General features: G+C 41.5%; 34 protein-coding genes and 1 other annotated feature. Of the genes, 6 read left to right on the forward strand and 28 right to left on the reverse strand.

Features of this window, described 5'->3' with window-relative positions; all coding sequences use genetic code 11:
* Positions 1-41 precede the first annotated feature (41 nt).
* The 26 genes from leuS to K7887_RS17280 all read right to left on the reverse strand — a co-directional run bounded on the left by leuS (position 42) and on the right by K7887_RS17280 (position 19,702).
* Positions 42-2,459: a leucine--tRNA ligase gene (gene leuS / locus K7887_RS17155; protein ID WP_223490815.1), complete on the reverse strand. Its 2,418-nt coding sequence runs from the start codon at positions 2,457-2,459 to the stop codon at positions 42-44.
* A 51-nt stretch (positions 2,460-2,510) separates the two neighbouring features.
* Positions 2,511-2,758 (reverse strand) — a binding site (T-box leader).
* A 100-nt stretch (positions 2,759-2,858) separates the two neighbouring features.
* On the reverse strand, positions 2,859-2,999 hold the full coding sequence (locus K7887_RS17160) for a hypothetical protein (RefSeq protein ID WP_223490817.1): 141 nt from the start codon (positions 2,997-2,999) through the stop codon (positions 2,859-2,861).
* A 49-nt stretch (positions 3,000-3,048) separates the two neighbouring features.
* Entirely contained in the window at positions 3,049-3,240 is a 192-nt protein-coding gene (locus tag K7887_RS17165) for a hypothetical protein (protein WP_223490819.1), read from the reverse strand.
* Between the two features lie 178 nt (positions 3,241-3,418).
* Positions 3,419-4,195: a 3-hydroxybutyrate dehydrogenase gene (locus tag K7887_RS17170; RefSeq protein ID WP_223490821.1), complete on the reverse strand. Its 777-nt coding sequence runs from the start codon at positions 4,193-4,195 to the stop codon at positions 3,419-3,421.
* 27 nt (positions 4,196-4,222) lie between these two features.
* Positions 4,223-5,545: a GntP family permease gene (locus tag K7887_RS17175; RefSeq protein WP_223490823.1), complete on the reverse strand. Its 1,323-nt coding sequence runs from the start codon at positions 5,543-5,545 to the stop codon at positions 4,223-4,225.
* Between the two features lie 253 nt (positions 5,546-5,798).
* Positions 5,799-7,166, reverse strand: coding sequence for a sigma-54 interaction domain-containing protein (locus K7887_RS17180; protein ID WP_223490825.1), 1,368 nt, complete (start codon positions 7,164-7,166; stop codon positions 5,799-5,801).
* A gap of 160 nt (positions 7,167-7,326) precedes the next feature.
* Positions 7,327-7,722 (reverse strand): gas vesicle accessory protein GvpU, encoded by a 396-nt coding sequence (gene gvpU, locus K7887_RS17185; protein ID WP_223490827.1) that lies wholly within the window; start codon positions 7,720-7,722, stop codon positions 7,327-7,329.
* A 57-nt stretch (positions 7,723-7,779) separates the two neighbouring features.
* Positions 7,780-8,469: a gas vesicle accessory protein GvpU gene (gene gvpU, locus K7887_RS17190; RefSeq protein ID WP_223490828.1), complete on the reverse strand. Its 690-nt coding sequence runs from the start codon at positions 8,467-8,469 to the stop codon at positions 7,780-7,782.
* Positions 8,470-8,490: 21 nt separating this feature from the next.
* Positions 8,491-9,291 (reverse strand): YtxH domain-containing protein, encoded by an 801-nt coding sequence (locus K7887_RS17195; RefSeq protein WP_223490829.1) that lies wholly within the window; start codon positions 9,289-9,291, stop codon positions 8,491-8,493.
* A 27-nt stretch (positions 9,292-9,318) separates the two neighbouring features.
* Positions 9,319-9,651: a gas vesicle protein gene (gene gvpJ, locus K7887_RS17200; protein ID WP_223490830.1), complete on the reverse strand. Its 333-nt coding sequence runs from the start codon at positions 9,649-9,651 to the stop codon at positions 9,319-9,321.
* Between the two features lie 31 nt (positions 9,652-9,682).
* Positions 9,683-9,967, reverse strand: coding sequence for a gas vesicle protein K (locus tag K7887_RS17205; RefSeq protein WP_047971041.1), 285 nt, complete (start codon positions 9,965-9,967; stop codon positions 9,683-9,685).
* A complete protein-coding gene (locus K7887_RS17210) occupies positions 9,933-10,208 on the reverse strand; it encodes a gas vesicle protein (protein ID WP_223490831.1) in 276 nt (91 codons plus the stop codon). The genes K7887_RS17205 and K7887_RS17210 overlap by 35 nt, the downstream gene beginning before the upstream one ends.
* A 16-nt stretch (positions 10,209-10,224) precedes the next feature.
* The gene (locus K7887_RS17215) at positions 10,225-11,031 is read right to left on the reverse strand and encodes a GvpL/GvpF family gas vesicle protein (RefSeq protein ID WP_223490832.1); all 807 of its coding nucleotides are present in this window, start codon (positions 11,029-11,031) and stop codon (positions 10,225-10,227) included.
* A 10-nt stretch (positions 11,032-11,041) separates the two neighbouring features.
* A complete protein-coding gene (locus tag K7887_RS17220; RefSeq protein WP_063559820.1) occupies positions 11,042-11,296 on the reverse strand; it encodes a gas vesicle protein GvpG in 255 nt (84 codons plus the stop codon).
* Positions 11,297-12,064, reverse strand: a complete 768-nt coding sequence (locus tag K7887_RS17225; RefSeq protein ID WP_223493684.1) for a GvpL/GvpF family gas vesicle protein — start codon at positions 12,062-12,064, stop codon at positions 11,297-11,299.
* Positions 12,065-12,081: 17 nt separating this feature from the next.
* Complete coding sequence (gene gvpN, locus K7887_RS17230; RefSeq protein WP_223490833.1) at positions 12,082-12,996, reverse strand: gas vesicle protein GvpN; 915 nt, start codon at positions 12,994-12,996, stop codon at positions 12,082-12,084.
* Between the two features lie 25 nt (positions 12,997-13,021).
* A complete protein-coding gene (gvpO, locus tag K7887_RS17235; protein ID WP_223490834.1) occupies positions 13,022-13,288 on the reverse strand; it encodes a gas vesicle protein GvpO in 267 nt (88 codons plus the stop codon).
* A 67-nt stretch (positions 13,289-13,355) separates the two neighbouring features.
* Positions 13,356-13,616, reverse strand: coding sequence for a gas vesicle structural protein GvpA (gene gvpA / locus K7887_RS17240; RefSeq protein WP_010195314.1), 261 nt, complete (start codon positions 13,614-13,616; stop codon positions 13,356-13,358).
* A 25-nt stretch (positions 13,617-13,641) separates the two neighbouring features.
* Positions 13,642-14,088 (reverse strand): gas vesicle protein GvpQ, encoded by a 447-nt coding sequence (gvpQ, locus tag K7887_RS17245; RefSeq protein WP_223490835.1) that lies wholly within the window; start codon positions 14,086-14,088, stop codon positions 13,642-13,644.
* A gap of 37 nt (positions 14,089-14,125) precedes the next feature.
* Positions 14,126-14,596: a GvpT/GvpP family gas vesicle accessory protein gene (gene gvpT, locus K7887_RS17250; RefSeq protein WP_223490837.1), complete on the reverse strand. Its 471-nt coding sequence runs from the start codon at positions 14,594-14,596 to the stop codon at positions 14,126-14,128.
* Between the two features lie 40 nt (positions 14,597-14,636).
* Positions 14,637-14,891, reverse strand: coding sequence for a gas vesicle structural protein GvpA (gene gvpA, locus K7887_RS17255; protein WP_010195308.1), 255 nt, complete (start codon positions 14,889-14,891; stop codon positions 14,637-14,639).
* Positions 14,892-15,282: 391 nt separating this feature from the next.
* Positions 15,283-15,663, reverse strand: a complete 381-nt coding sequence (locus K7887_RS17260; RefSeq protein WP_223490839.1) for a VOC family protein — start codon at positions 15,661-15,663, stop codon at positions 15,283-15,285.
* Positions 15,664-15,846: 183 nt separating this feature from the next.
* The gene (gene htpG, locus K7887_RS17265; protein ID WP_223490841.1) at positions 15,847-17,727 is read right to left on the reverse strand and encodes a molecular chaperone HtpG; all 1,881 of its coding nucleotides are present in this window, start codon (positions 17,725-17,727) and stop codon (positions 15,847-15,849) included.
* Positions 17,728-17,897: 170 nt separating this feature from the next.
* Entirely contained in the window at positions 17,898-19,097 is a 1,200-nt protein-coding gene (locus K7887_RS17270; RefSeq protein WP_223493685.1) for an MDR family MFS transporter, read from the reverse strand.
* A 161-nt stretch (positions 19,098-19,258) separates the two neighbouring features.
* Complete coding sequence (locus tag K7887_RS17275; protein ID WP_148966909.1) at positions 19,259-19,423, reverse strand: glycogen biosynthesis protein GlgD; 165 nt, start codon at positions 19,421-19,423, stop codon at positions 19,259-19,261.
* Between the two features lie 15 nt (positions 19,424-19,438).
* On the reverse strand, positions 19,439-19,702 hold the full coding sequence (locus K7887_RS17280) for a YtzC family protein (RefSeq protein ID WP_010195299.1): 264 nt from the start codon (positions 19,700-19,702) through the stop codon (positions 19,439-19,441).
* 158 nt (positions 19,703-19,860) lie between these two features.
* Between K7887_RS17280 and K7887_RS17285 the strand changes: the two genes are divergently transcribed.
* Entirely contained in the window at positions 19,861-20,829 is a 969-nt protein-coding gene (locus K7887_RS17285; protein ID WP_223490843.1) for a tRNA modification radical SAM protein MnmL/YtqA, read from the forward strand.
* The gene (locus K7887_RS17290; RefSeq protein WP_223490844.1) at positions 20,826-21,398 is read left to right on the forward strand and encodes a tRNA 5-(aminomethyl)-2-thiouridylate-methyltransferase MnmM; all 573 of its coding nucleotides are present in this window, start codon (positions 20,826-20,828) and stop codon (positions 21,396-21,398) included. The genes K7887_RS17285 and K7887_RS17290 overlap by 4 nt, the downstream gene beginning before the upstream one ends.
* Before the next feature lie 98 nt (positions 21,399-21,496).
* Here the strand turns inward: K7887_RS17290 and K7887_RS17295 are convergent, their stop codons facing one another.
* Positions 21,497-22,567, reverse strand: coding sequence for a tetraprenyl-beta-curcumene synthase family protein (locus K7887_RS17295; RefSeq protein ID WP_223490846.1), 1,071 nt, complete (start codon positions 22,565-22,567; stop codon positions 21,497-21,499).
* A 2-nt stretch (positions 22,568-22,569) separates the two neighbouring features.
* Positions 22,570-23,361: an alpha/beta hydrolase gene (locus tag K7887_RS17300; protein WP_223490848.1), complete on the reverse strand. Its 792-nt coding sequence runs from the start codon at positions 23,359-23,361 to the stop codon at positions 22,570-22,572.
* Positions 23,362-23,442: 81 nt separating this feature from the next.
* Between K7887_RS17300 and K7887_RS17305 the strand changes: the two genes are divergently transcribed.
* The 4 genes from K7887_RS17305 (at position 23,443) to K7887_RS22990 (ending at position 26,229) form a co-directional block, all read left to right on the forward strand.
* Positions 23,443-23,961: a gamma carbonic anhydrase gene (locus tag K7887_RS17305; protein ID WP_223490850.1), complete on the forward strand. Its 519-nt coding sequence runs from the start codon at positions 23,443-23,445 to the stop codon at positions 23,959-23,961.
* A gap of 344 nt (positions 23,962-24,305) precedes the next feature.
* Complete coding sequence (locus tag K7887_RS17310) at positions 24,306-24,845, forward strand: phosphatase PAP2 family protein (RefSeq protein WP_399208625.1); 540 nt, start codon at positions 24,306-24,308, stop codon at positions 24,843-24,845.
* A 20-nt stretch (positions 24,846-24,865) separates the two neighbouring features.
* On the forward strand, positions 24,866-26,008 hold the full coding sequence (locus tag K7887_RS17315; RefSeq protein WP_223490852.1) for a glycosyltransferase family 4 protein: 1,143 nt from the start codon (positions 24,866-24,868) through the stop codon (positions 26,006-26,008).
* Positions 26,009-26,097: 89 nt separating this feature from the next.
* A complete protein-coding gene (locus K7887_RS22990; RefSeq protein WP_263290307.1) occupies positions 26,098-26,229 on the forward strand; it encodes an RAxF-45 family protein in 132 nt (43 codons plus the stop codon).
* Positions 26,230-26,287: the final 58 nt, after the last annotated feature.

The raw sequence follows: 26,287 nt of genomic DNA on the forward strand, positions 1-26,287 counted from the left end.
ACTGCCAATTCGGACGTTGACAGTCTTGCAGTCCATGCTATTTAGTTCGCAACGATGTTCACAAGTTTCCCTGGAACAGCAATGACTTTGCGTACTGTCTTGCCTTCGATGCTTTCTTTTACAGCGTCATCGGCAAGTGCTATTTCTTCCATTTTTTCGCGGGTAGCGTCAGATGGAACATAAAGTTTCGCTTTTAGTTTACCGTTCACTTGGACAACGATTTCGACTTCATCTTCGACTAGTTTGGATTCATCGAATGTTGGCCAAGCAGCGTATGTGATAGTTCCTTCGTTGCCAAGTTTCTCCCAAAGCTCCTCAGCGATGTGCGGGCAGACTGGGGAAAGCATTTTAACGAAGCCTTCTACGTAATCTTTCGCAATGGTGTCCGCTTTGTAAGCTTCGTTGATGAAGACCATCATTTGAGAGATAGCCGTGTTGAAACGTAGGCCTTCATAGTCTTCTGTCACTTTTTTCACAGTAGCATGATATGTTTTTTCAAGTGTATCTTCTTCCGTTACTTCGGCAACTTTGGAGCTTAGTTTGCCGTTTTCTTCAACAAACAATCTCCAGACGCGATCCAAGAAGCGGCGAGATCCGTCTAGTCCGTTGGTGGACCATGCGATGGATGCTTCAAGTGGTCCCATGAACATTTCGTATAGACGAAGGGTGTCCGCACCATGGGATTCCACGATGTGGTCAGGGTTTACGACATTCCCTTTGGATTTACTCATTTTTTCGTTATTTTCGCCAAGGATCATTCCTTGGTTGAAAAGCTTTTGGAATGGCTCTTTTGTTGGAACCACACCGATATCATATAAGAATTTGTGCCAGAAGCGTGCGTATAGTAAGTGAAGTACCGCGTGCTCTGCGCCACCGATGTAGATGTCAACCGGCAACCATTCTTTTAGTTTTTCAGGATCTGCAAGCTGTTCGCTGTTTTTCGGGTCGATATAGCGCAAGTAGTACCAGCAGCTTCCGCCCCATTGCGGCATCGTGTTTGTTTCACGGCGACCTTTTTTGCCTGTTTCAGGGTCTACTACATTCACCCAGTCCTCAATGGCAGCAAGCGGGGATTCGCCTGTACCGGATGGACGGATTTCCGTTGTTTTTGGTAGTACGAGTGGAAGCTGATCTTCCGGAACCGCTGTGGTCGTGCCATCTTCCCAATGGATGATTGGAATCGGCTCGCCCCAGTAACGCTGACGACTGAACAACCAGTCACGAAGACGGTAGGATACTTTCTTTTCGCCTTTTTCATTGGCAGCTAACCATTCGATCATGTTGGAGATAGCTTCTTCTTTTCCAAGGCCGTTTAAGAAATCAGAGTTAACGTGTTCGCCGTCACCAGTGTAAGCTTCTTTGGAAACATCGCCACCTGCCACTACTTCTACAATTGGAAGGTCGAATTTCGTTGCGAATTCCCAGTCGCGCTCGTCATGCGCAGGTACTGCCATGATAGCACCAGTTCCGTAGCTCATTAATACGTAGTCGGCAATCCAGATTGGCAATTTCTCACCATTTGCTGGGTTTACTGCGAATGCACCAGTGAACTCGCCTGACTTTTCTTTGGAAAGTTCTGTACGTTCAAGGTCGCTTTTGCTTTGAACTTTTGTGATATACGCTTCAACTGCATCACGTTGTTCATCAGTTGTGATTTTTTTCACTAATGGATGCTCAGGAGCCAAAACTGCATAAGTTGCACCGAAAAGCGTGTCTGGACGTGTCGTGAAAACGGTGAAGTTCTCATCTGTACCGTCAATGCTGAAATGTACATTTGCACCTTCTGAACGACCGATCCAGTTGCGTTGCATATCCTTTAAGCTTTCCGGCCAATCCAATTCGTTCAAGTCTTCCAATAGGCGATCTGCGTATTCAGTTATTCTAAGAATCCATTGTCGCATCGGACGGCGTTCTACTGGGTGTCCGCCACGTTCGGATTTCCCGTCGATTACTTCTTCATTCGCTAAAACTGTACCAAGTGCAGGGCACCAGTTCACAGGTACTTCATCCACATATGCCAAGCCTTTTTCGTAAAGCTTTAAGAAAATCCATTGTGTCCACTTATAGTACTCAGGATCTGTTGTGTTTACTTCGCGATCCCAGTCATAGGAGAAGCCCAGGGACTTGATTTGTCTGCGGAAAGTGTTGATGTTTTGTTCCGTGAATTCCGCTGGGTCGTTTCCTGTGTCCAAAGCATATTGCTCTGCTGGTAGACCGAATGCATCCCAACCCATTGGATGAAGGACATTTTGCCCTTGCATACGCTTCATGCGGGAAAGGATATCTGTTGCTGTGTAACCTTCCGGGTGACCTACGTGAAGGCCTGCTCCGGATGGATAAGGGAACATGTCTAATGCGTAGAATTTTTCTTTCCCTTTTTCTTCATGCGTTTTGAATGTTTTGTTTTCTTCCCAATACTTTTGCCATTTTTGTTCAATGGACTGATGTTGAAATGACATCTTTTCTTCCTCCTGTTAACTCAAATAAATACAAAAAACCCCTCATCCCAATAAAGGGACGAGAGGTTTGAATATACTTAACCTACCGCGGTACCACCCAGATTATTATCACAGAATAATTGTGATAATCACTCGAATCCTTAACGCGGATGATACGGCGAAATATTACTTCCTTCTGAATGAAGGGTTCACACTTGCTACTCCAAGGCGAGTTCATGTCCGACCGTTTGTTGACTTCCACCACCCGTCAACTCTCTATGCTCGTTTCGTCCACTACTAATCCTTTTCAACGTATAAGTTTTAGTTGTTAGTTTGTATTGTAATGAATTTGCTTAAAAACTGCAAGGGGTATTTTCACTAATAATCATTATGGACGTTTTTCTAAAATGTATTCATTTGTTAGCAGCAAGATGATGTTGCTTCGTCGCAACAATTTTCAAGTTCTGCTTCCTTGCAGCACGCCTGATTTTGTTCTTCCTTTACCTCTACAATTTCCACTCCACAACAAGTTGAATCTTTTTTCTTTAAAAATGAAAACATAACTATTCCTCCTCTGTCATTAAATCAATTTTTTTTGATTAAAATATCATTAATTTTGCGGGCAGCATGGATCTTGCTGGTGGTTCTGATTGTGTGAAGAAACTTTAGCGTATAACTTTTGAAGTTTGCTGATAATGCTTTTTCTTCTGCCATTGGAAGCGATGCTGAATTGATTGTCATTTTGCAAACTAGCTAATTTCTGTTCATTCAATTTGGAAAGTGTATAAGGATGTGTATTCATGTTCAAGCCTCCTTTACATCAAAAAATATTGATTAATTAATTTCATTATATGTGCGAAGGAAAAATTATGCAACTATTAAATCAAAAATATTTGATTTTTCATTCGACATTATACACAATAAGCCCCAGGCCCTCTCATTATAGGAGAGAGAAACCTGAGACTTAGCTTCACAAAGACTTATTGCACAGTGTAGCCACCATCGATTACGACTGCCTGACCTGTTACGCCTCCAGCTGCATCGCTGCTTAAAAACATTGCATAATCGGCAATTTCCTTCACTTCCAGTAGTCTGCGCTGCGGTACCAATGGGTAGATGACTTCTTCCAATACTTTTTCCAATGGTACTTTTCTTGTTTCTGCAAGATCTTTTAACTGCCCGCGGACAAGCGGTGTATCCACGTAGCCAGGACAGAGTGCATTGACGGTGATTCCATCTGCGGCTCCCTCTAAGGCTGAGACCTTCGTCAACCCGATTACTCCGTGTTTAGCGCTGTTATATGCGGCTTTTCCGGCAAATCCAACCAAGCCATTGATGGAAGCCATATTCAAAATCCTTCCGAATCCTTGAGCTTTCATCACAGGAAAAGCATACTTTGTCGCGACAAAAGGAGCTACAAGCATCACCCGAGTAAGGAGCTCGAACTTTTCAGTCGGAAAGTCCTCCAACATGGATACATATTGTAGGCCTGCATTATTAATCAGTACATCCAGTCGTCCGAATTCAGAAACCGTTGCATCAATCGCGGATTTCAACTCTTCCTCGGATGTTACATCACAACGCAGCCCTCTGGCAGTCAACCCAAGGCGGTTCAAGCCTTCTCCCGCCTCTACTACATTCTCCTCATGCAAATCCGTTAGCACGACCTTTGCACCTGCTTCGGCAAATTGTTTTCCTATTTCGTATCCTATTCCTTGGGCTGCCCCCGTGATGAGAACAACTTTATCTTTAACCACTGCTTTAATCTCCCTTCACAACTGTTATTAGATTCCTAGTCCCATAGAGAACAATGCGATAGCAATTGCCAATCCAATCAACGGAACGATGACCGTCACTGCTGCAACAGGGCCATATGCCGCCTGATGCGTTTCTCCACAGATTGCACGGACAGTTGTTACAACATAACCGTTATGCGGCAAGGAATCGAGCGCACCGGAAGAAATGGCAACTGTACGATGAAGCGCTTCAGGATTGACGCCCATGTCCATATAATGCGGCGCAATCAATGGCAAGGCGATAACCTGACCGCCAGAAGCAGATCCCGTCATACCTGCGATCACACTGACTGCAATTGCCGCCCCGATAAGCGGGCTTCCCGGGATATTGGTCATTGCCTCAACGACCGTTCCGAAAGCTGGCACCGCCTTGGCAACTCCACCGAATCCAACGACCGCCGCCGTGTTACCGATGGCAATCAAAGCCCCCATCGTCCCTTCTGAGATTGCATTCCAGAAGTTCTTGAAGTATTTTCTTCCAAGTATATAAGTCGTGATGATACCACCTAGTAATGCGATAATTAGCGCAGATTGCTTTAAATCATCATGGAAAATATACGAGATTACTAGTACAACAATCAATGGAATAAAACTCAAAAACGGATTAGGCAATGGCCTCTCACTATCCATTGTAGGATCGCTATCTCTCGAAACAAACGTTTCACCACGTCCTACTGCCTTTGAAATCATACGCTTCAACCACCAATAACCGAATATCATCATAAACACGGCAACTATTGCACTTACTTCCGCTCCTGCATATGGACTTGTGCCTAGATATTCAATCGGAATCCAATTCTGGATCTCCGGAGACCCGGCAGACGTCATGGTAAAAGTTACAGAACCGAATGCCAATGCTGCCGGAATGAATCGGCGTGGCAGGTTAGCCTGTTTGAACAAGCTGATTGCCATCGGATAAACGGAGAATGCAACAACGAACAAGCTTACTCCCCCGTAAGTCAAAATGGCACAAGCTGCAACAATGGCCAGGACAGCAAATTTCATGCCAAGCTTATCAACTACCAACTTGGAAACGGAATCTGCCGCTCCGCTATCTTCCATTACTTTTCCAAAAATGGCACCAAGTAAGAACATAAGGTACCAGGAAGTCACAAAGGACGAGAAGCCGCCCATATAACTGCTGACAAAGTTTACTTCCCCTTCAGCGACCAGTTGTGGAAATAACGGCATTCCACTTAAAAGTGCTACAAATAGTGCGGACAATGGACCTACTACAAGAAGGTTCATGCCTCTCATCGTTAAAAAAATTAATAATGCCAAACCGCCGATAAGACCAATCATACTCCACATGTTTCTTTCCCCCTCTATTATGGTAACCGCTTACAAAAATATGAAAGCAAATACCATCGTGTATTTTGTCTTCCGAACTTAATGATGCAAGAAGCGTGCCAACTTGCAAAGTTAATTGTTTCAATATTTTGAACAAAAAGTTTTTCCGGTTTTCTGGACAAAAGTAGACAGACTGGCACGAAACAAAGGATTCCAGAAATCTGGAACATTTTCCGGTTTTCTGGAATCCTAATCGTGATATCCTATAACTTGTTTAGATGGAGTACTTTTTCAACTTTTCATAAAGACTTGATTTACTGATGCCGAGTTGCTTTGCGGCCATTAATTTATCATTTTGATATTTTTCTAACGTCTGAATGATAGCTTGCTTCTCTGCATCTTCCAATGTTTCTTTTAACGGTTTGGATCCAATCGGAATGGAAAACGTATCTGTCAGGTAATCCGGGAGTGCTTCCAATGTCAGCTTTTCGCCTGTTGATAAGTGAACGGCTGCCTGAATCACATTCTCAAGCTCCCGGATATTTCCCGGCCAGCGATATCGTGATAATGCCACTAGAGCATCATCTGCTACTGAAGTGACTCTTCTTCCAGTACGCTTGCAGATTTTATGAATAAAATGCTCCACAAGCTGCGGAATATCCTCCGTTCTTTCACTTAAAGCCGGAATATGAAATGGGATGACATGAATTCGGTAATATAGGTCATCCCGGAACCGCTTCTCCTCCATCATCTTTTCCAATGGACGGTTGGTCGCCGCAATGACACGAACGTTCACCTGTATCGGCTTTATCGCACCAACCGGTTCCACTTCCCCTTCCTGCAAGGCACGCAACAGCTTAATTTGCATCGGCAGGGACATGTCTCCGATTTCATCCAGAAAAAGCGTGCCGCCGTCTGCTAGAAGGAACTTTCCTTTTTTTCCACCTTTCTTCGCCCCTGTAAATGCCCCTTCTTCATACCCAAACAATTCGGATTCAAGAAGGTGTTCAGGTATAGCCGCACAATTCAGCTTAATAAAAGGCATCTGACTGCGGTTGCTTAATTGGTGGATGCTGTGTGCAAATAATTCCTTCCCTGTCCCACTCTCTCCCCTGATCAGGACGGAAACGTCACTGGCAGCAATCTGTTTTACCTTGTCTTTCAATAATTTGATGAGCTTAGAATTGCCGATAATATCCTCTAGCGTGTATTTCACTCCGGTTTGTCGCTCATATTCCTGCAGATAGTTTCTAATCCGCCCAAGCATGCTTTTGACATGACTGTTCATCTTGTCCCATTCACTCGTATCCCGGAAAATGACCGTTCCGTAAGCTCCAATAACTTCTTCTTTCTTATTAAAAATCGGCACACGGTTGGCAATCATATAATTGCCTTTGATATATTGAAGATCGGCCAGCTCTTCCTTCCCTGTCTTCACTACTTCATGCATACGAGTATTCTCTATCACTTCCGTCACATGCTTGCCAATCACCTCTTTATTATCCACCCCAATAAACTCGCAATAACTATCATTCATATAGATTATATTGCCTTCATGATTGACTACCACTATCCACTCAAACGCATTTGCAATGATAGTATCCATCATTTCTTCTGTTAGTAAGCTTTCTTTTACTCCCATCCTATACCCCTCCTGCATAACTAAACTAAATATATCACAAAAGTCTGACGGTTATGAGAGCGATTACATAATCATCTTTAGTACATTTTGACAAACTAAAAAGCAGCTGTCGGAATGATTTCTACTGACAGCTGCTTTTTCTGACCAAATTTTATTAAGTTTAAGAACCACTATCTGATATCCTTCCTAAGAAAAACCCGTCAACTTCGCTTAATTTCCCTCTCCAGAGAATCTTCCCTTCTGAGGGAGTGGGTTTACTGTCTCCACAATAAACCTTTGTATTTTTCAAATGGATGAAATTTGCTTCGGCACCTTTGCTAGATTCAAAGCTTTCTCCTGTAGCTGCAAGTTGTTCACTGATTTTTTGGGCTATTTCATTTCCATCTTCAAATGTCTCACTCATTGCTTCAAAATAATCTTTAGCTGATATAAGAGTACCCGATATAACAGCACCGTTTACATTCAAGCTAATATCCAGGGAAAAATCATAACTATTGGCTGCTTGCACAAAAAACTCTAAAATACTGTCTTTTCTGGCACCAAGCTCATTACTCATTTACACTTCTCCTTTCATCAACAGAAAAGAAAGCCTAACTATTCTCTACGTCTTGCCTTATTCGGATTTGGCTGTCTTTTTAGCAGAAGCTTTCTTTTTGGTTTTGGTAGAACCAGATTTAGTCCCTGAACGTTTTTTCTGACTCTTTTCTTTCTCTTCATCATCATTGGATGTATCTTCGCTTGAATCCTGCTTTTCATCGGATTCTGTCTCATCTTCAGACTTATCCTCATTTTTATTATCAGGGCTAAGTTTAGCTATCATCTCTTCTAATTTTCCGATTCGGTCTGTCAGTTTACTATTCTTCTCTTTCAATGATTGGTAATCGCCATTGTCTGATTCCTCATCATCATCTTCTGCGCTGTCCGGGATATTATCTAAATAGAAACCGTTAATATCACTAAGTGCCCCTCTCCAAAGAGCTACTCCCTTGGAAGGTGTCGATTTTCTGCTACCACAAAATACTTTTGCATCCTTTAGATGGATGAAGCTCGCTTCACCACCATCTTCTGAATCGATGGCTTCACCTGCTTGTGCGAACTTTTCACTAAGTTGTTGAGCGACTTCACTTCCATCCTCAAATGTTTCGCTCAAGCTAACAAAATACTCCTTGGCTGAAACGATAGTTCCTGTAACAATGGCTCCATTTACATTTAATGTGATATCGATAGACAGATTATGTTTATTCGTTGCCTGGACAAGGAAAGCAAGAATGTTGTCTTTCCCTGCCGCCTGTTCTTTAGTCATTTTAAAAGCTCCCTTCATTCATTAAGATGAAGTATCGTCATCACTGGAAAGAGTGGTTTCATTGCTCTCTTCATCTTTTTTCTTCTTAGAAGATTTTTTAGCTGTAGAACGTTTCTTTTTCGGTTTACTTTTCTTTCCCTTTTCATCATCGTTACTATCATCTTTCTCTTCTGAATCGTCTTCCTCTTCGTCCTCTGTTTCTTCTTCGCTGTCTTCCTCTGATTCTTCCTCGCTATCTTCATCTTTTTCCTCTTCGTTGTCTTCTTTACTGTCTTCTTCGCTATCCTCATCTTTTTCCTCTTCGCTGTCTTCTTCTGATCTATCGCCAGCTTCTTTATCTTCTGATAGTTTTGTCAGCATTTCTTCCAATTTCCCTAATCGGTCGGTAAGGTTCTTATTTTCTTCTTTCAATGATTCGTAATCCTCATTGGTGGAATCCTTTGTAGATTCTTTAGTTGCAGCTACTTCTTTTTCATTTGAAGCATCTTCATTGGAAGCTTCATTTTCAGACTCATCCTCACTTGTTTCCTCCTTTTCTTTATTAAATAAACCTTTTGCTGAACCTTTAATAGAATCATAAGCTTTCTTGGATTTTTCCTTGGCTGTTTCTCCAAAACTGGAGCTTTTTGTTTTAAGAGCCTCTGTATCAATACTATTCATTAGTTTTTTTCCGTTTTCAGCAGTAGCTAAATAACCGACTGTTGCCCCGATGATCCCTCCTGTAATGGAACGAGTGATCGGACCTGCAAATGACGTTTCTTCCTTATTGGTGTTTTGTTCCTCTGTTTGATTTTCTGTAGTGTTTGTTTTGTTTTCTGACATAATAAAAACCTCCTATTTTTAGTTGAATTAGTAGTTGAATTCAGTTGAATTTATTCGGTTGGGACTTAGCTTTTTTTCGAGAGATTCAAGTCTCTCCAATAACATTTTATTTTCCTCTTCCAACGCCTTGGTGTTGTTGTCTACCGCTTTAGAGCTTAGATAAGGATCCGTTTCCCACCAATCCATGCCAATCTCTTTTGCTTTATCAACGGAAGCGACAATAAGTCGTATCTTGATGGTCAATAGCTCTACATCTGCGATACCCACTGTAATGTCACCTGCGATTACGACACCTTTGTCTAAAATTTTCTCAAGCACATCCACTATCGTACTTGATTGTCCAGTCGTTTGAACTGCCATTATATGAACCCTCCTTAGAGTAACGATGTATTTATAGCAAGCTTCCTAGAGGTCCAAGGTCAAGATTCAAGTCGTCTGCATCAAGGCCGAAGATTTCTTTTAGTTCTTCCATCTTTTCCTCAAGATTCATCAAAGCTTCACCTAAATCTTCGATCTGCTCATCGGTCAAGGTTCCGCCTTCCACGCGTCGCATGGCATGGCGTTCCACGATTTGCCTCAACAGTTCCACCACAGTCAGGACAAGCTGAGCTAATCCATGTTCCGCTTTATCGGGATCTAAATTAATTCTTCCACTTGTCGGGTTGGCCGGTTGCATGTATTAATCCCTCCCTTTGATGATCAAATTCTACGGAAGATACCGTCTTGCCATTTCCCTGCTGTGCCTGAACTAAGGACTCTACAGATGCAATCAGGACACGAAGATCCAAGTAAACTAGATCGACACCCGCTATGGAAATGACCAAATCAGCTTTTATTGCCACACCTTTATCAAGTATGACGTCTAGAATATCTATTAAAGCTATATCCTTATTTTCTATCGAATCTCTATGGGACATAATTAGTCATCCTCACTTATGAAAAACTTGAAAAGTGATAAGCAGGCCATGGTCCGGTCGGTTCAAACTGCCAGCCCATATCCCCCATTTTCTTTTCAAATTGCTGGATTTCTTCCAAAAACTGTTCCACTTTTGAGGAAGAAATAAGATAGACGCTATTCCAGGTCATGTTTTCTTTCCTACCTGTTACATCTTTGCTCCAATTCCGCTTTACATTGCCTTGCAAAACAAAGTCCTTAAGATGTGTATGAATTCTTTCACTCACACGATCCTTTTCGTTCTCTACTTCATCATCAATCAATTTATCAAGTTTTTTCTTTTCGAAAAATTGTTTCCCTTTAGATAGTTGACTGATTTCTTCTCTACGCTGCTCTATTGCAGGATTGTTCTGGCTTACTTGCTTCTTTAATAGTTCATCATTGCAATATATTTTAAGATTCCATTCCTCATTGCCTTCTAGAAGCGCAAAGGTGTCTGTCATCTTGGAATGATTTTGCTGCACAGTATCTGTTAAACTAGTTTCATTTTTATATAACGTACAAAACTTTAAAGGAATTACAGTATATAATTTGGATAATGCCATTACTGTCTCATGATGATGAAATGCTTTTTCTTGCAGCCATTCCATATCACTATTGATTTTTTCTTTAATGATTTCCTCTGAATACTCATTTGCATCCAGTGAACATACAATAGCGGTTATTTCCCCTATTGGTATGGTGTATATATCACCTTTTCCATCAAAACCTTTTATGGATGGAACAGGCTGGCTTACTGATTCATTAGTTGGGATCAGCCCATATAAATAAATTAATTCCCCCATACTCTAACCCTCACTTCTTTTTGGTCAAATGCTCCCATTGTTCCATTTCCAAATTCTTGGCTACTTCGTAACGGTGCAACAGTTCTGCTTCCTTCTCTTTGTATGCTTCATCCGGAATTTCACCCAGTTCATACATCATCTGCAATTGAATGAGCTTTTTTTGAATGGTTGGAAGGTCGTACAGTTCTTTGTCCGCTTCCTCTTTCACTTTCTCGCCGATTTTAATGACAAGATTGATAGGTGCCGCTACAATTTTGTGGAGCATTTAAGCATCCTCAACTGTTAGTCTGATATTGACAAAGTTATAAGCCGGCCATGGACCACTGTAATTAAAATCAACCTTATCCTTCCATTTATCATGTGCTTCATTCACTTTCTGATCAAACTCTTCTTCTTTATCCCTATCAATAAGAAAAGAGGCGTTTAACAGCATCTTCTCCCCAATAGGGTCATTCACTTTCGATGCTTCTGCTGTATCCTTCAATGGTTGGAAGATTTCAGCCTGCATCTCTTCTTGGAGGGAAACGAATAGTTTTTGAGCAGCCTCACCCAATTGGATTCGCTCATAGTAACTTGCTGCTTCCGATTTCCCTCGGACCTTCTCTGCCATTTTTCCCATTTTTTCATTTCCGCCAGCAAGTTCTTCCAGCCATTCTTTTTTACCAATTACTTTTAAGCCCAATTCGATTTTTCCTTTGATAGCTGGGAAAAGTTTTTCGAATTGAGGATACAAGTTTTCAAGCAGGACGGCTACATCTTCTTTTGAATGAAAAACATTACCGAAACTTACAGGAATGACGGTATCATTTTGTTTCATTACAAGAGAAATCGCTTGCTGATGCATCATCAGGTTTTCTTTATTCGGATGGTAGATTTTCATTGGCACTTCTGCAGCTACCATGGCAGAATCTTTATACGAAATAGTAAAGAGTTCTCTTTTCTCCCCTTCCAATTCAATATGACCAAATTCCTCTTCCGTTTCTGTTTGAATTCCACAAATGATATATATACCCATTTTTTCTTCTTGGCTCATCATAAGACTCTCCTTTATTACTCAGTGACCTTCATATTTTCACAGGCCGTTAAGATCATTTCTTCTGCTTCTTTCAGCGGCTGTTCGCTATCCAGACAACGACTTAATGGATGTCCGAGGATATCTTTACAGAGCAGCTTGAAATCTTCATTTCTCCCGTTAACCGGAATATCTCCCTCTGATGCCAGCTTTGCAATCATCAGGGAAGCCCTTAAGCTCGGACCGTTCTTATTGCATGCTTTACGAAGCTCTGCTACAAGACCAGTTATGGCTTTCGCTTCTTCTTCTTTCATATCTACTTTCTGCGAAACAATCTTTGCCTCCCTATCCACCTCTTTATAATCAACATGGATAGTTATTAACCGGTCTAGCAAAGCGTCCTGTGTATGAAAAACGCCTGCATATTCATCTGGATTGCTTGTGAAAATCACTGCGAAATCCGGATGAACGGGCACGAAAGGTTCCGTCAACTTTGATCCATACAATGGAAGGATACCTTCCTCCAAAATGGATAGAAAGATATTATTTGTCGTTGGTTGAGACCGGGTAAATTCATCATACACAAGCGTGTATCCGTTCTTCACAGCCTCTAACAAACGTCCGTCCCTCCAAGTTTCAGTCACATTTTCCTCTTTCTTATAGACAGAACGGATATAGTTATCTACAACCTTTTTCCTTGTATACCCTGTAAAGTCACCAATTAGATCCTTATTGTTCAACTCATGGTTTCCGTGAATGAGCATGACAGGCTTTTTCCTCTTCTTTGCAAGAGCAAGTGCCATGGAAGTTTTACCTGCACCAGATGGGCCTGTAAAATGAATAGGGTATCCGGCCTTAAGATAATGCAGTGAGCGAGAAAGCAAATCCTTCGTTTCTGAATCTTGAATTAGTGCCCGTGAATCTTTCTTGATTTTTTCTTTTAAAACCGTCACTCCATTCCCTCCTACTCACCGCGTACTAACCCTCGTGTTTAATGGAACTTCTATACCTGATATCACGCCTTTTATATGAAATGACCTCTTTGTCCTTATTTAAAAGGACGTCATATATACCCAGCATTTCATCTTTTGCGTACTTTTTCATATATTCCTTTTCTTCAATCACTTCCACTGTAAGCTTCCAGCCTTCGTTGTCACTTTGTTCAACGGAGGTGATTTTATGAAGGGGGGCAACGAACTCGTTGAAGAAATCAGCGACATTTCCCATGATTTTTTTAATTTCCATATGGACCTCCTGCATAAATAGAAGGGAAAGTCTAGGAAGAATTCCCTGGCTTTTCCCATTCTAATATCTAAATACTAAAGCGTGGGCTTCGTTCATTTTGCTGTTCAGGAAGCCCGTTTTCTTCTACTTCGTCACGAAGTAATCCAACTGCTTCTGCGTATCGTAACCATGTATCTACGCTGGCAATTACCACTCTTGCCTCTACCGTCAGAATTTCAATACCAACCACAGAAACCCTTACAAAGGCATCAATGACAATCCCTTTATCCAGTATGCGGTCAATAACCTCTGCTAAACTTGAACTGTCTGTACTCTTTTGAACGGACATACACCATTTCTCCTTTCATCAATCATTAAGATCCCATTGTCTTAATGTCATTTGAGGATTTGATATTTTTAGAGCTTTTTATCTTGCTTGCACCCTTCATATCTGTATAGCTCTTGATGCTATTTACACCTTTGACTTTGCGGTCATCATCGTCTTTAGTCGAGGATATCTTTTCTTGGAAGTCCTCTCCCGCTTCGACAACTTTACCTATTTTGTCGCGGACAGATAATAAGGCATCTTGTGCTTTTTCTTTTCCTTTTTCTGCTTTATCTTCGAACTGTTCAGCTTTTTCTTCGGTCGCTTCTTTAAGGTTGTCTGTAGCATCCTCAGCCTTATCTTGAACACCTTCAACGAATTTTTCTTTCGCTTTTTCTTTAACTTTATCTTTGATTTCCTCTTTAATAGGCTCCGGAGTGTGTTCAAACACCTTCTTTGCCGCCTTGCCTAAGGTCTTTTTTATTTCATTGCCCATCCAATTACCACCTTTGGGTTCATCGAAAGAGGACTGATTATTTCTTGGAATCTACTAATTCACCCAGCATGTTTTCGATTTTATCAAGTCGGTTATTAATGCTTTTGTTTTCTTCCTTGATTTCGTCCAATTCAGAAGAAGCGTCATTTTTTGATTTCTTTTTCTCGTCACTTTTTAATGGACTCAAAAGGCTTACCACATTTTTTCCCATATACCCGGAAGCCAGCTGTTTGATTCCACTTTGCGCCTGTGCGGCCAGCATTTCTTGTGCTGATCTTCTTAGTTGGTTACCGGCAACCTTCACCACTTCTGATTGGCTAATGTTTTGATAAAGTTTTTTACTTGTGCCTGGGCTGGAAAGTAGACCAATTCCTGCACCTACCACTCCTCCCACAATTGCTAAATTGATAGAGTAATTGCCATTATTGTTCTTCTCTTCTTGTTGTTCATTCTTTTCTTTTTGTTCGTTCTTTTCTTCTTGTTGTTCGTTCTTTTCTTTCACTGCCATGTAAATCAACCTCATCCCTTCTGTGTGTGTTCTTTATTGATTAAAAACTGAATTGGCCTTCTTGATTTCTATTAGCTAGACCTTCTTCCTGGACTTCATCACGTAAAAGACCAACCGCTTCTGCGTACCTTAACCATGTATCCACACTTGCAATTACCACACGTGCTTCTACTGTAAGAATTTCAATTCCTACCAATGAAACTCTTACAAATGCGTCAATCACGATTCCTTTATCAAGAATCCGATCAATTACTTCTGCTAGACTTGAACTGTCTGTACTTTTTTGAACACTCATTTACGTATTGCTCCTTTCCACTTTTAAATGTAGTCATATGATAGAAGTTTTCTTATTTAATTAGCTTAGTAGGTATATAACCCATTAACCTTTGTCTAAAACGGGGCTTAAGTTGTGATGTCTATAAAAATGCCAAGATATTCATTTTTTATTTCCCAAATCAACATTCATGTAATATCAAAAAGTAATAGGTATCCATATATCTTGAATTTATAGGAAAATATTTGAAGTTATATTACAATAACAATACATTTCAAAAAAAAGAGTTTTGAACAACAAAAAGAGAACATGGCAATACCACATTCTCTCTTAATTAAATATTTAGTTTTTGGTTTCACTTATTCACATGGGGTAACTTGGTACCTTTTGAGGAGAACCCTCTACTTTTTTATCAGCAATTACAGATCATCACCACGTTTCGGTCAGGATCCTTAATATTGAACCATGCCGTTTCCCCCACCCTTTCTATTTCACGTACCACTTCAATCCCTTTTTTCTGAATAAATTGATATGCCTCGTCAATGTCTGGTGTGTACAAATTAAACAATGGTGCGGTACTTGGTTCATGCTTAAACGTAGGATCAAATGTATGATCATCAAGTGTCAGAGAAGTGGTTCCCTTCAAGGGGATGTTATACACAGGAGACTCGACAGTATCAAGGTCCACTTCTAACCCCAACAGGTTGATGTACCATTCTGCGGATTTTTTGAGATTTGCAACATGGATAAATACACCGTTCATTTGATTTTTTATTGGAATTGTTTTTTGCATCTTTCTATTCTCCCTCCTTCAAGTTTCCTTCTTTTATGTATTCTTGATTGAAGAAAGATTTCCTTTAAGAAAATTCTTTCGGGAAAATTACTGTTCATGGCATACCATTAACCACTCCAAAATACAAAAAAGACCAACCCTACTCGTTACCGAGCAGAATTGGCCCTTCCCTATAACTATTACTTACACCATCACTTTACATACATCATTGGTAAACTCAACAGGATCCTCTAACGGCAATCCTTCAATCAGCAATGCTTGGCTGTATAGTAAGTTCGTGTACAACGCAAGTTTCTCACGGTCACCTTCATGCGCATTCTTCAATGACGCAAACACGTCATGAGTTGTATTGATTTCCAGCACCTTATTCGCTTTGATATTTTGATTATCAGGCATCGCGCTTAGAATTTTCTCCATCTCAATGGTTACTTCCCCTTCAGTTGAAAGACAGACTGGATGTGTTTTTAAGCGTTTAGATACCTTAACCGCTGAAACTTTATCAGCAAGGATTTCCTTCATCGCTTGGAACATTTCCTTGTTTGCTTCCTGCTCGGATTCCGTTTGCTTGTCATCTTCTTCTGAATCAATACCAAGATCTCCGCTTGATACATTTTTGAATTCTTTTTCTTTGTAATTCATCAGCATCTTGATAGCAAATTCATCAATGTCCTCCGTGAAGTAAAGCATTTCGTATCCTTTATCAGATACAAGCTCCGTTTGTGGAAGCTTTTCTATTCTTTCTTTGGACTCACCAGTTGCATAATAAATGTACTTTTGGTCCTCTTTCATGCGGGAGATATACTCATCCAACGTCACCAGCTTCTTCTCTGTGGAAGAATAGAACATCAGCAAGTCTTGCAACTGCTCTTTGTTAGCGCCATATTCAGCATAAACCCCATACTTCAATTGACGGCCGAATGCCTCGAAGAATTTCTCGTATTTCTCGCGCTCGTCCTTCATCATGCCAAGCAAGGAACTCTTGATTTTCTTCGCGAGATTCTTCGCGATGAACTTCAGCTGACGATCTTGCTGCAGCATTTCACGAGAGATGTTAAGGGACAGGTCCTCAGAATCCACCAGCCCTTTCACAAAACTGAAATGATCAGGCAGTAAGTCGGCACACTTGTTCATGATCAATACGCCACTGGAATATAGCTCCAATCCTTTTTCAAATTCCTTGGAGTAGTAATCAAATGGAATGCTCTCCGGGATATACAGAATAGAATTATAGCGAATCGTACCATCTACGCTTATATGAAGATGCTTTAACGGTTTGTCAAAACCATAGTGCTTTTCATTATAAAATTTCTCATAATCTTCATCTATTAGCTCAGATTTATTTTTACGCCAGATTGGGATCATGCTGTTAATGGTCTGCTCTTCTGTCACTTCTTCTAGTTCTTCTTCATTGTCCGCTTTCGGTTTGGAAGTTGTAACATCCATCTTAATTGGGTAGCGGATGAAGTCGGAATACTTTTTGATGATGGACTTTAATCTGTACTCTTCTAAGTACTCGTCGTAGCTTTCGTCTTCTGTATTCTCTTTTATTTTCAGAACGATTTCCGTACCGACAGAATCTTTCTCGGCAGGTACGATTGTGTAGCCATCTGCACCTTCTGATTCCCATCTATACGCCTCATCGTTGCCAAGGGCTCTACTTGTCACGGTTACTACATCCGCAACCATGAATGCCGCATAGAAGCCGACACCAAATTGGCCGATGATGTCATGTCCGTCCTTGATTTCGTTTTCTTTTTTAAACGCCAGGGAACCACTTCTTGCAATAACTCCAAGGTTTGCTTCTAGTTCCTCTTTTGTCATCCCAATACCTGTATCCACAATGGTTAAGGTTCTATTTTCTTTATTTGGGATCACTTTTACAAAGTAGTTGTCTTTATCGAATGTAAGAGAATCATCTGTCAATGCGCGATAATAAATTTTGTCCATCGCATCACTTGCATTGGAAATAAGCTCTCGTAGAAAAACCTCACGCTGGGAGTAGATGGAGTTGATCATCATTTCTAGCAGTCGTTTTGATTCAGCTTGGAATTCTTTCTTTGTCATGTTCTGATTTCTCCTTCCAAATATGTATGACTATATTTTAGCACTCTCAAACCAAGAGTGCTAATGCTCTATAAAATAATTATCATATTTGGATATTTTATGTCAATAGGAACGGACGAAAAAACGGTGCGATTCATATAAAAGAATCGCACCGTTTAGGTTGCTGGTTTTTAGGATGCACTTTTCGATAGTTCAGGTGCATTTGAAGCCGTTACTTTTAATTTCCGATCATAAATGGACGTGGTGAAAATGGCGATTAACATGAAGCCCATCAGCACTCCAAACAGCATCCCCATCCCGGAAAGGTCCACTAAAACTCCACCCATGAAAGGTCCAAGCATCCTTCCACCTGTTGCCGTTGAGTTAACAATTCCTTGATAGAATCCTTCACGCCCCTTTGGCGCAAGCTGGTTCGCGACAGTCGGCACGGCCGGCCAAACGAACATTTCACCGATTGTAATGATAATCATGGCTGCAACGAAAGCTGTGTACTGCTCCGCAACTCCCACTACCGCAAAGGAAATAATGAAAATGACCAATCCTACGATAATCTGTGTTTTCAGCGTTTTTGTGTACTTTTTTACAATCCACGAAATGATAGGTTGTGCCATCACTATCATTGCCCCGTTGATCGTCCACAAAATGCTATATTGTTTAAGCGATATGCCAAGCGATTGAGTATGTGTCGCGATGGTCGTCTGCCACTGTACATAGCCCATCCAGCAAAGCAAATAACCGATACATACTGTTAACAGAGCATACAATTTCGTGTGGTCTTTTACTTTCTTCTTCTGATCCAGAATAGAAGTCTGGCTTGTCGGGTTTGCCTGGATTTTTCGATACCCGAATAGAGCTATTGTAAAAAACACCGCATATGTGACCGTATTCGCAAGGAATATGTAGTCAAAACGGATGTCTGCAACAAGTCCTCCCAGTGCCGCACCAATCGCCACTCCGAGATTCTGGGACACATACATGGCATTAAATGCTTTGCGCCCACCTTCCTTCCAGACAGAACCAGCCATTGCGTACATGGAGGGAAAGACAATTCCGGATCCAAACCCAATGATGGTGAGGTAGACCACATAGAAGGTCCAAGAGTGATTAATGGTCATCCCGATCAGTGCTGTGATGGTGATGGAAATGCCTAATAAAATAGACCGGTAGCCGCCGATTTTATCAAAAAGGATCCCACCGATCAGGTTGCCGATGACACTTGCTCCAGCATTGACCATCAAGACAAGTCCCGCTACAGATAGGGATTTTCCGAGTATGTCATGAATGTATATTGTATTTAACGGCCATAAAAAAGAAGCCCCTGTTACGTTTATTGCCATTCCAATAACTAATAACCAAAGGGCTCTGGGCATTTTTAGCATAACTGCATGCCCTCCTTCAACCAAATTATTTCGAAATCCAAAATAATTGTAATCCGTTTTGAAGGGAGTTTCAATATAAAAAACTTTAATTTTGAAAGTGTATGTATTCTGACTTTTGGGACGAACAAAAAAGCAGCGCTTAGGCTGCTCTTTTACTCGTTTTCGCTATGATTTTTTGAGCGGACAGGCTGGGACTTTTTAAGATTCTTTTGCTTTACTTCCTTCACCGGATTGTATTCTGCACCCATTTCGACTGCAGTATTTTCCGCATTTCTCGTTTTTTGTTCTGGGTTATTTTGCTTAGAGCGTTTTTTCATAAATGGAAGCCTCCCTTAATGTCTCAATAGAGTCATTTCATTTTGCAGGTTTTGCAATTGAAGACGCATACGGTTCAATTGCTCCCGTTGCTGTGCATTACAACTTTGGGAAAGGTGCATCAAGTCATTATAAGTTGCCTCAATCTGCTCTTGAGCGCTCGTAAACTCTGTATCATTGTAGTGTTCCAATTGTTTTGCTTCTGTGTACTGTGCATGTGCATTGCGCAGTGCATCTTCACATTGCTGGATAAACTGTTCAACAGATTCTCTAGTTGCCATGATTCCATTTCACCCCACATTTTTTCTGTGTACTCGGCTTTATTTTGCTCATTTTTCTATAGTCCATGCTAAAAAAATGAGCAGCATTGAAGCAAAAGCAATTTACATGCTAAAATGGTTTGTTAGCAATAATGGATAAAAAAAGAGGAGGAGTACGGATGAACAACAAAAGTGCGCAAAATCCGTTTCCATATTCCGTTGAAGATAAACGATATCACACTTGGAATTATCATCTTCGCAATCATTTTGGACATAAGGTATTTAAGGTTGCGTTAGATGGCGGCTTTGATTGTCCGAACCGTGATGGCACAGTGGCACATGGCGGCTGTACTTTCTGCAGTGCCGCGGGTTCTGGTGACTTTGCCGGAAATCGAGCTGATGATTTGGTTACACAGTTTAATGAGATAAAAAATAAAATGCATCACAAATGGAAAGACGGCAAATATATGGCCTATTTTCAGGCTTTCACCAATACTCATGCGCCTGTTGAAGTTCTTAGGGAAAAGTACGAAACTGTGCTTAAGCAAGAAGGTGTAGTCGGACTTTCCATCGGGACACGCCCAGATTGCTTGCCGGATGATGTGGTCGAATATTTGGCAGAACTGAATGAGCGCACGTATTTATGGGTGGAGCTTGGCCTTCAGACCGTTCATGAGCGTACCGCGCTTTTGATTAACCGTGCCCACGACTTTGAAACATATGTAGAAGGCGTCAATAAGCTGCGCAAACACGGTATCCGTGTATGTTCCCATATCATAGACGGACTGCCGCTTGAAGATAACAAAATGATGATGGAGACGGCAGAGGCTGTGGCAAAGCTAGATGTCCAGGGTATCAAGATTCACTTGTTGCACCTTCTGAAGGGTACGCCGATGGTGAAGCAATATGAAAAAGGGATGCTTGAATTTCTGTCCTTTGAAGATTACATCCAACTTGTTTGTGACCAGCTTGAGATCTTACCACCAGAGATGATTGTTCACCGCATTACAGGAGACGGTCCGATTGACATTATGATTGGACCAATGTGGAGTGTTGACAAGTGGTCGGTATTGAATGCCATAGATGCAGAGTTGAAAAAACGTGATAGCTGGCAGGGGAAATTTTATAACAGTGGTGATGGACGATGAAATTAGAACGAGTATTACCTTATAGTAAAAAAATAATGAAGCTCGCCTTATCTGAAGGGGATATAGCGGTGGATTGTACAGTCGGAAACGGCCATGACACCCTCTTCCTTTCTGAGCTTGTAGGAGAAACCGGCCATGTGTACGGCTTTGATATTCAGGCGGAAGCACTTGCGAATACAAAAACACTGCTAGCAAAACATGGTGTGGAGTCACGGGCCACCCTTTTTGAAGACAGTCATGCTGAAGTTTTGCAGCGCATTCCATCAGAAAAACATCATCTGATCAGGGGAGCTATTTTTAACCTTGGCTATCTGCCCGGGGGCGACAAAGAAATCGTGACGGTTCCAGAAAGCACGATTAGAGCAGTAGACAACCTATTATCTGTGATGGAAAAAGAGGCAGTAATTGTCCTTGTCATTTATCATGGACATCCAGAAGGCCAAGTCGAACGCGATGCCCTGCTTGACTACGTCACCAAACTAGACCAGAAAAAAGCACACGTCCTCCAATACCGCTTCATGAACCAAATCAACAACCCACCATTCATCATCGCAATCGAAAAAAAATAAAGAAACCGGCATTGGTGGATGCCGGTTCCTTTATTGCATTAACGCATTGAGGGTCAGACCCCTCTTCTGTTCTCTAAATCACTAAAGCCCCCTCTTCTTTATGCGCCGCGCCAGCTTTGGAATTTGCGGTAGGCCCTTCCATTCATGTAGAAGAAGTAGGCTGTACCGCCGCTTGCTTTGATGATGCTTTTGGCCATGGAGGAGATGTCTTTGCAGTCATGGACTTTACGGTCTGAAAGGTAGACGCCGAGGAGACCACGATTAATCAGGCGGTGAAACTTCTCATATGGCAAACCGGCTGTATAAACGTCCGCCTGCTCCATAAAATGTCTCAATCTGTCCATTAACACAGACTCACTTTCATAATAGGTACAGAAATTGAGGTCCCCGCCATCTATGTCCTCTTCCTGATCAATGAAATAATCCAAAAGTATATGTAATCCCTGAATATACGGGAAATACCCACCTACTATCTTCTCGGCATGTTGGGAAGTAAAGGATTCGCGGTATGCTTGAGAAACCAAACAGAATATTCCGAGAGTGGAACCTGTAAACGCAGAGAATTCATACCACTCCATTGGGGGGAGCTCCTCTTTATAAAGAGCAAACCATTCTTCAAGCCTTGGCACCCGTTCTTCCTCGATTACATGCTTATGTACTTGCAAGTCACAATAATAACCAGCAAGCCTTACTAAGTGCGGAGCTATTAATTCATAATTTCGATGGGACTTTAGCACTTCTTGACAGGTCGTCACTAAGCTCGCAAGGTACCCTCCATCATCCTGCTCTTCCCGAAACTGATAATACTCTTTCAAAGGAGCTCCTACAGTCAACGCGTCCGGCATGGATTCATGCAGAGCTGCAAAGTCTTCAGGATCCAAAGATGTACTTCTGTCGCAAAGATTATCCAAATAATCACTTATGGTCTGATAAGCAACGATAAACTTGACCGCTTCACGAAAATCGACACCAGCAAGCAACGATAGAATACCGCCTCCTTCACAATGGAAAGCTTTAGTCTCAATACTAGCCAGCGCCTGCTTGCGAAGCTCCTCATCTGGAATTGCAGAAGCTCTCATCTTCCAATGCTCCAACTCTTCATAAACAACCGGAAACACATCTCGATACACTCTTTTCATCAAAGAAAAAGGATGGGTCGGTACCTTCAAATTCAGTCACTTCCTTCTAATTGTAAGTCCACAAAAGCTTTGGCATAGCGAAATACACGAGCACGCTCTGGTTCATTGAATATTTCATGGTAAAGTCCTTCCCACTCCTTATACGTTTTCTCTTTTGCAGAAAGGGAATTAAACCATGTTTCTGATGCAAATTTATCGACAATCAAATCATCTCCTGCCTGCATAAGCAAAACAGGAACTTCCGGGAATTTCTCGATGCCGGTAAAAGCTTGGTTCATTGATTGGACAAGTTCACGATACCATCTAACAGACACTTTCGTGATGTATAGCTCATCTCCTGCAGCACTTTTTCTTATTTCTTCATTTCTTGTCGCTTTATCTATCGTCAAACCTGTCTTAAACTTTGTTTTCGGCAGGATAAAGTTAAGCCCCTTGGAAAGAACGTCGAGCCCTTTAGTTGGATGATGCAACAGTTTTAAACACGGTGAGGATAAAATAACACCATCCACCATCAATGGTTTCTTTTCCTGAAGTGTACGGATAACTGCAAGCCCTCCCATACTATGGCCAATAACAAAGACCGGCGGCTTCAAGAGGTAAGCTTCTTTGATCCACTTTTCCACTTCTTCTATATATTCATCAAAATTATCAATATGTCCTCTTCTTCGTGTGGAAAGACCTTGCCCGGGCAAATCCCCCATGATGACATTAAAACCGTTTGTTTTCCACTGATCCAACAGCCATGTGTATCTTCCATGATGCTCCTGAGCTCCGTGGACTATGACAATGGTGCCCTTTGGATTTTCAGCCTCCCATTTCCACATTTCAAACACTCCCTTAAAAATATAAAATTCTTTCTGATATAATAAAATAAAACATTCATCTCTTACAAGCTGGAGGAACTTATGTATAAAATATACCCATATCTCGATAAAAAACCACAAATTGACTCAACGGCCTATCTGGCAGACTTCTCCGTCATCACCGGTGATGTGACCATTGGAAAAGAAAGCAGTATATGGTTTCATACCGTCATTCGCGGCGATGTTGCACCGACCATTATCGGAGACAGAGTAAACATTCAAGATCAATCCCTGCTTCATCAAAGTCCAAATAAGCCTTTGATAATAGAAGATGATGTCACAGTTGGGCATCAATGTACACTACATAGCGCATTTGTTCGCAAAAACGCCTTAATTGGCATGGGTTCCATCATTTTAGATGGAGCGGAAATTGGTGAAGGAGCCTTCATCGGAGCCGGCAGCCTTGTTCCTCCTGGAAAGCGCATTCCCCCAAACACTCTCGCATTTGGCCGCCCCGCCAAAGTAGTCCGAGAACTAACAGAAGAAGACAAACTAGACATGGCCCGCATACGCAGAGAATACGTCGAAAAAGGCCAATTCTACAAATCCGTACAGAACTGATAATAAGTATTTTTGATTAAGTTATACCCAAGTTGATCGCAGTGAAAGGCGCGAAGACGCCCACGGGAGGAAGGGACTGGTGAGACCCCGCAGGGCGCAGCCCGAGGAGGCTCACGGACCGCCCGCAGGCAAGCGAAGCGCCTGGAACGGAGATCAACTGTTAATGTTATTTTTTCCAAACACCACCCCAAATTCCCGGGTGGTGTTTTTTATTCTAAAATTTCTGTAAATTTTCCAACACCAAATTCTTACCCTTTCTTTACATAGACTTATAACTTCCTAAATATTTTCCATCTAAAATAAAAATAAGAATATGAATAAAACCTAGCTAAAAAGGAGCCCTGATGATGGTCAAATTACTAGCTAATTTCTACGAATTCGAATGCAATCTGTTTCGCAGTGTAAATCGTCATTTTGACAGAAAGTATGTAAATTTCTTTTTCCGCAACATCACACATATAGGCGGAGCCACTTTCACCATTTGCAGCCTCTTATTTTTGATTATCTTCAGCAATCATTCCCTTAAACATACAGCAATTGCAGCGGGCCTATCATTGGCTCTGAGTCATATTCCAGTAGCCATTGCAAAGAAACTTTATCCAAGACGCCGCCCATACCTTGCACTTGCTGAGATAAAAGTGGCCACTAACCCGCTCAAAGATCATTCCTTTCCATCCGGTCATACAACTGCCATTTTCTCAAGTATTATTCCTTTTGCCTTATTTTTTCCACCTCTGGCAATCCTTTTAGTTCCACTGGCTCTATGTGTAGGTATCTCAAGGATTTATCTAGGACTTCACTATCCATCTGATGTTGCCGTCGGAATGATACTCGGAAGCAGCACAGGAATCTTATCCTATCTATTAGTTGTTCCCCTATTCTAATAAAAAGAAGGAGGCCCACTATGAAAATTGCCATTTTCACAGACACTTTTGCACCAGATGTCAATGGTGTCGCCAAAACGTTAAAGCGATTCACCAATTACTTGGACATCAAAGGACTGGAATACCGCGTATTTGCACCAGAAAGTACGAACAAAGACCTTTTTTCAAGTCAAGTCCATCGCTTTGCAAGTCTGCCATTCTTTCTTTATCCCGAGTGCCGTCTTGCATTGCCGAATATGCTGTCCGTGAAGGCCGAGCTTTTAAAATTTAAGCCAGACCTCATTCATGTTGCAACTCCCTTTAATATCGGCCTTTGCGGACTTCACTATGCAAAAAAACTCGACATTCCGGTAGTTGGGTCTTACCACACTGACTTTGACAAATACCTCGAATACTACGATCTTCAATTTCTGACAAAAGTGCTTTGGAGTTATATGCGCTGGTTCCATCGACCATTGCGGAAAATTTTCGTTCCATCCACCGACACCCAGAATCACCTCAACAAACACGGATTCACCAATACTGCTATCTGGCCTAGAGGGGTGGACTGTTCCGTATTTTACCCACGGACATCCTCTCAACTTTTAAAAAACAAATTCAATATTAAAGAAAAACATATCCTTACCTACGTGGGTAGGCTTGCACCTGAAAAAGATGTAGCCTTGCTTCCCAAAATTCAATCTTCCCTGCCCTCATCCATACGTCATGACGTGCACTGGCTAATAGTTGGTGATGGCCCATTAAAACAAGAATTGCATAAAAATGCCCCCGACAATATGAGTTTCGCTGGCTTTCAGTCTGGACAAAACCTGGCAGAAATCTATGCCGGATCTGATATATTTGTCTTCCCTTCTGCTACCGAAACCTTTGGGAATGTTGTGTTAGAATCTTTGGCATCTGGGACCCCAGTTGTTGGTGCAAATGCAGGTGGTGTCAAGACAATCATTAAACAAGGGGTGACAGGCCATCTGTGCAACCAAAATGATGCCGTTTCGTTCGCTTCTGCCATTACCAGCCTTTTAGAAGACGATGAAAAGAGAGAACAAATGGGATATGCCGGCCGTCAATATGCCTTAGAGCAATCTTGGGACTCTATTTTCGAAAGGCTCCTCCACGACTACCAAAGCGCTTTAGCACCAGAGAAAATACAAATACTTGCGTAAGAAAAGGAAGAATTGCAAAAAGATTTGCAACATTAAAATGGAATATTATATAATATATCTATCTTACTTGTTCGGAAGGAGGGAAAAAGATGTTACTATCTGTTAATGCTCGCACACAATACATGGCATACTTGCATATTTGTCGTGCAATTTTTCATGATTCAGCTATCAACGGGACACGTATGTCCATTTTCAGACAGCTGAATAGAAAAGACAGATAGTAAGAATCTTTTACCCAACAGCACACCATTTGCATAAGTGTACTCACTTTTCGTTGTG

Origin of the sequence: Sutcliffiella horikoshii, from assembly GCF_019931755.1 — a bacterium.
GTDB lineage: Bacteria > Bacillota > Bacilli > Bacillales > Bacillaceae_I > Sutcliffiella_A > Sutcliffiella_A horikoshii_E.

Bases quoted from the DNA above. Each gene is read 5' to 3' on its own strand.
- K7887_RS22990 (WP_263290307.1), top strand. From the start codon at position 26,098: ATGTTACTATCTGTTAATGCTCGCACACAATACATGGCATACTTGCAT.
- K7887_RS17290 (WP_223490844.1), top strand. From the start codon at position 20,826: ATGAAATTAGAACGAGTATTACCTTATAGTAAAAAAATAATGAAGCTC.
- gvpJ (WP_223490830.1), bottom strand. From the start codon at position 9,651: ATGGCAGTTCAAACGACTGGACAATCAAGTACGATAGTGGATGTGCTT.
- K7887_RS17215 (WP_223490832.1), bottom strand. From the start codon at position 11,031: ATGGGGGAATTAATTTATTTATATGGGCTGATCCCAACTAATGAATCA.
- K7887_RS17160 (WP_223490817.1), bottom strand. From the start codon at position 2,999: ATGTTTTCATTTTTAAAGAAAAAAGATTCAACTTGTTGTGGAGTGGAA.
- K7887_RS17275 (WP_148966909.1), bottom strand. From the start codon at position 19,423: ATGAAAAAACGCTCTAAGCAAAATAACCCAGAACAAAAAACGAGAAAT.
- gvpU (WP_223490828.1), bottom strand. From the start codon at position 8,469: ATGACTAAAGAACAGGCGGCAGGGAAAGACAACATTCTTGCTTTCCTT.
- K7887_RS17285 (WP_223490843.1), top strand. From the start codon at position 19,861: ATGAACAACAAAAGTGCGCAAAATCCGTTTCCATATTCCGTTGAAGAT.
- K7887_RS17225 (WP_223493684.1), bottom strand. From the start codon at position 12,064: ATGAGCCAAGAAGAAAAAATGGGTATATATATCATTTGTGGAATTCAA.
- gvpA (WP_010195314.1), bottom strand. From the start codon at position 13,616: ATGTCCGTTCAAAAGAGTACAGACAGTTCAAGTTTAGCAGAGGTTATT.
- gvpA (WP_010195308.1), bottom strand. From the start codon at position 14,891: ATGAGTGTTCAAAAAAGTACAGACAGTTCAAGTCTAGCAGAAGTAATT.
- K7887_RS17180 (WP_223490825.1), bottom strand. From the start codon at position 7,166: ATGGGAGTAAAAGAAAGCTTACTAACAGAAGAAATGATGGATACTATC.
- K7887_RS17210 (WP_223490831.1), bottom strand. From the start codon at position 10,208: ATGTCCCATAGAGATTCGATAGAAAATAAGGATATAGCTTTAATAGAT.
- gvpT (WP_223490837.1), bottom strand. From the start codon at position 14,596: ATGGCAGTGAAAGAAAAGAACGAACAACAAGAAGAAAAGAACGAACAA.
- K7887_RS17175 (WP_223490823.1), bottom strand. From the start codon at position 5,545: ATGTGGAGTATGATTGGTCTTATCGGCGGTTTGGCATTATTAATTTTT.
- htpG (WP_223490841.1), bottom strand. From the start codon at position 17,727: ATGACAAAGAAAGAATTCCAAGCTGAATCAAAACGACTGCTAGAAATG.
- K7887_RS17270 (WP_223493685.1), bottom strand. From the start codon at position 19,097: ATGCCCAGAGCCCTTTGGTTATTAGTTATTGGAATGGCAATAAACGTA.
- K7887_RS17220 (WP_063559820.1), bottom strand. From the start codon at position 11,296: ATGCTCCACAAAATTGTAGCGGCACCTATCAATCTTGTCATTAAAATC.
- K7887_RS17305 (WP_223490850.1), top strand. From the start codon at position 23,443: ATGTATAAAATATACCCATATCTCGATAAAAAACCACAAATTGACTCA.
- K7887_RS17165 (WP_223490819.1), bottom strand. From the start codon at position 3,240: ATGAATACACATCCTTATACACTTTCCAAATTGAATGAACAGAAATTA.
- K7887_RS17310 (WP_399208625.1), top strand. From the start codon at position 24,306: ATGATGGTCAAATTACTAGCTAATTTCTACGAATTCGAATGCAATCTG.
- K7887_RS17205 (WP_047971041.1), bottom strand. From the start codon at position 9,967: ATGCAACCGGCCAACCCGACAAGTGGAAGAATTAATTTAGATCCCGAT.
- leuS (WP_223490815.1), bottom strand. From the start codon at position 2,459: ATGTCATTTCAACATCAGTCCATTGAACAAAAATGGCAAAAGTATTGG.
- K7887_RS17280 (WP_010195299.1), bottom strand. From the start codon at position 19,702: ATGGCAACTAGAGAATCTGTTGAACAGTTTATCCAGCAATGTGAAGAT.
- K7887_RS17195 (WP_223490829.1), bottom strand. From the start codon at position 9,291: ATGTCAGAAAACAAAACAAACACTACAGAAAATCAAACAGAGGAACAA.
- K7887_RS17260 (WP_223490839.1), bottom strand. From the start codon at position 15,663: ATGCAAAAAACAATTCCAATAAAAAATCAAATGAACGGTGTATTTATC.
- gvpO (WP_223490834.1), bottom strand. From the start codon at position 13,288: ATGGAAATTAAAAAAATCATGGGAAATGTCGCTGATTTCTTCAACGAG.
- gvpU (WP_223490827.1), bottom strand. From the start codon at position 7,722: ATGAGTAATGAGCTTGGTGCCAGAAAAGACAGTATTTTAGAGTTTTTT.
- K7887_RS17315 (WP_223490852.1), top strand. From the start codon at position 24,866: ATGAAAATTGCCATTTTCACAGACACTTTTGCACCAGATGTCAATGGT.
- gvpQ (WP_223490835.1), bottom strand. From the start codon at position 14,088: ATGGGCAATGAAATAAAAAAGACCTTAGGCAAGGCGGCAAAGAAGGTG.
- K7887_RS17300 (WP_223490848.1), bottom strand. From the start codon at position 23,361: ATGTGGAAATGGGAGGCTGAAAATCCAAAGGGCACCATTGTCATAGTC.